Genomic DNA, 1,779 nt, shown 5'->3' with positions numbered 1-1,779 from the left:
GCAAATAGCGGGATAAATGGTAGTAATTGTCGATATGTATGAAACTTATGAGGAATGAATGGTTTTACATCATAAGTTTCTAAAGATTTGTGCGTTCGTTCATAATCAAAGTATATGCTTTTGTTGAAGGATGGTTAATGAATTGAAAAACTAAAAACTTCTTTTATCTATGCAGGAAATGAATGTATAAATGAATAAATGTATCTATGAAGTGCTTTGTTGAATAATATTGGAGGAGTTAAAAATGAGTTTAGCAAGTTATATAGGTTGTAATATAGAAGTTCCGCTAACCCCTGAAGATTCCGATGCGCTAATAATAATTGGACCGTGTTTTTCAGATGAAAGTTTACTTGAAATCGTAAAAGAGTATCAATTTCAAACGAATTACATTTATGAAGTATCATCAGGATGGGGAATTGAACTAGTTGAGTGGCAAAGCTTAAAAGAGAAGGAAGAAGCTCAAAATAAACTTTTAACTTTATGCTCAATTATGGAAGGGTATTTAAAAGAAGGGGAATACTTTGAATTATTTAGTTGTTGGATTGGTGATGAAGATCAGGAAAAAGTTGGGGAATTAAACTTGAAAATAAATCAATTTGATATAGCTGAAATTTGTATTCCAGAAAGAACGTTAGTTAGGATAGAAAAGTAAAATTAGAAATATAATTAGTTCAATAAAAGCGATTTCACATTAGGTGGAGTCGCTTTTATTGTTGCTACACGTATTCTATGATGCGATAGGAAGTGCAAAGAAAGTTCATTAATTAAAAGGAGTAATCAATCAGTATGAATAAACTTCATAGATTAAGGTTGCATTTTGTTTGAAAAATTTACATGTTGTACTTCCGAAAGAACATTCGTTCGTGTATAATTAGAACTAACGTTCTTTTTGGGTGGAGAGTCCTACAAATTCATAAATAGTTTTGAATTGGAAAGCTACGCTACATATTAAATAAGAGATGGATAAAGTGTATTTAGAAGTGAAATTTCTATTTTTATGAATAGATAGATGTAAAAAATTGAGGAGTAAAGAAAATGAATTATGTGAAGATACAGGAAAAAGGAAGAGAGTGGGTTCCGTTTACAGTAATGTCGGAACAATTATTAAGTATGAGAAAAATTATTGGAGAGAAATTAAAAGTCCAAAGGCCGTTATTAACGAATGAAGTGAAAGAAAGTATTTCAGACAAATTATTAACTTCATTATTGTCTGAAGAAGAGATGTTAGTGACATATTTTGAAGAAGGATACATACTTACAAGTTATATGACAGTGGTTCATATAAATCCAATTCAACAAATTGTAAAATGTACAGATGCATTTTATAAAACATATATATTTGCTGCAAGGGACATAATTGATGTAACTTAAAAGAAGCTGGATTTTGAAGTTTAGCTTCTTTAATTTATCTAGCTATTTGCGGACAGTTAGATTTACGCCTCAAAATTTGGCTGTGAGTCAGGCTGCCTGTAAAAATCTAATTTTTTTGAAGAGGTGAAGAACTAAATGAAAAAGCAGCTAGATGCAAGCTAGCTGCTTAGTCCCAGGGAAAGGGAGAAAAAGATTGGCACTCAAAAAATCGACGATAGCTGTGTATCAGCCTGAGTATAGTATAGACAAATTTTAAAATGTTATACAAAGATGATTACCGATCTGGTTAGGCCGTACCAACTTGGTTTTGATCTGCTAGATCAGAATCAAATGTATTAGTCGCGCTAACCCCACTAAAAGTGTTCACTACGAAACCAACGTTAGATGCGCCAGATCCGTTATAAGCTT

Annotated in this window: 3 protein-coding genes; 2 read left to right on the top strand and 1 reads right to left on the bottom strand. The window is 31.7% G+C overall.

The annotated features are described in order from the left end of the window. The first annotated feature begins 244 nt into the window (after positions 1 to 244). Together V7038_RS29375 and V7038_RS29370 are read left to right on the top strand one after the other, a co-directional pair. On the top strand, positions 245 to 652 hold the full coding sequence (locus tag V7038_RS29375) for a hypothetical protein (RefSeq protein WP_070146487.1): 408 nt from the start codon (positions 245 to 247) through the stop codon (positions 650 to 652). 383 nt (positions 653 to 1,035) lie between these two features. Continuing rightward, positions 1,036 to 1,371: a YolD-like family protein gene (locus V7038_RS29370; RefSeq protein WP_002157947.1), complete on the top strand. Its 336-nt coding sequence runs from the start codon at positions 1,036 to 1,038 to the stop codon at positions 1,369 to 1,371. A gap of 286 nt (positions 1,372 to 1,657) precedes the next feature. Here V7038_RS29370 and V7038_RS29365 read toward each other — a convergent pair. Beyond that, positions 1,658 to 1,779, bottom strand: a 122-nt coding sequence (locus V7038_RS29365; protein WP_335696085.1) for a spore germination protein, incomplete at its 5' end; no start/stop codon positions are given.

It is taken from the genome of Bacillus sp. JJ783, assembly GCF_036963225.1.
Classification (GTDB): Bacteria; Bacillota; Bacilli; order Bacillales; family Bacillaceae_G; genus Bacillus_A; species Bacillus_A cereus_U.
This window is presented reverse-complemented; position numbering and strand designations above follow the sequence as displayed.

Coding starts and splice junctions, on each gene's coding strand:
- V7038_RS29375 (WP_070146487.1), top strand. CDS start 245: ATGAGTTTAGCAAGTTATATAGGTTGTAATATAGAAGTTCCGCTAACC.
- V7038_RS29370 (WP_002157947.1), top strand. CDS start 1,036: ATGAATTATGTGAAGATACAGGAAAAAGGAAGAGAGTGGGTTCCGTTT.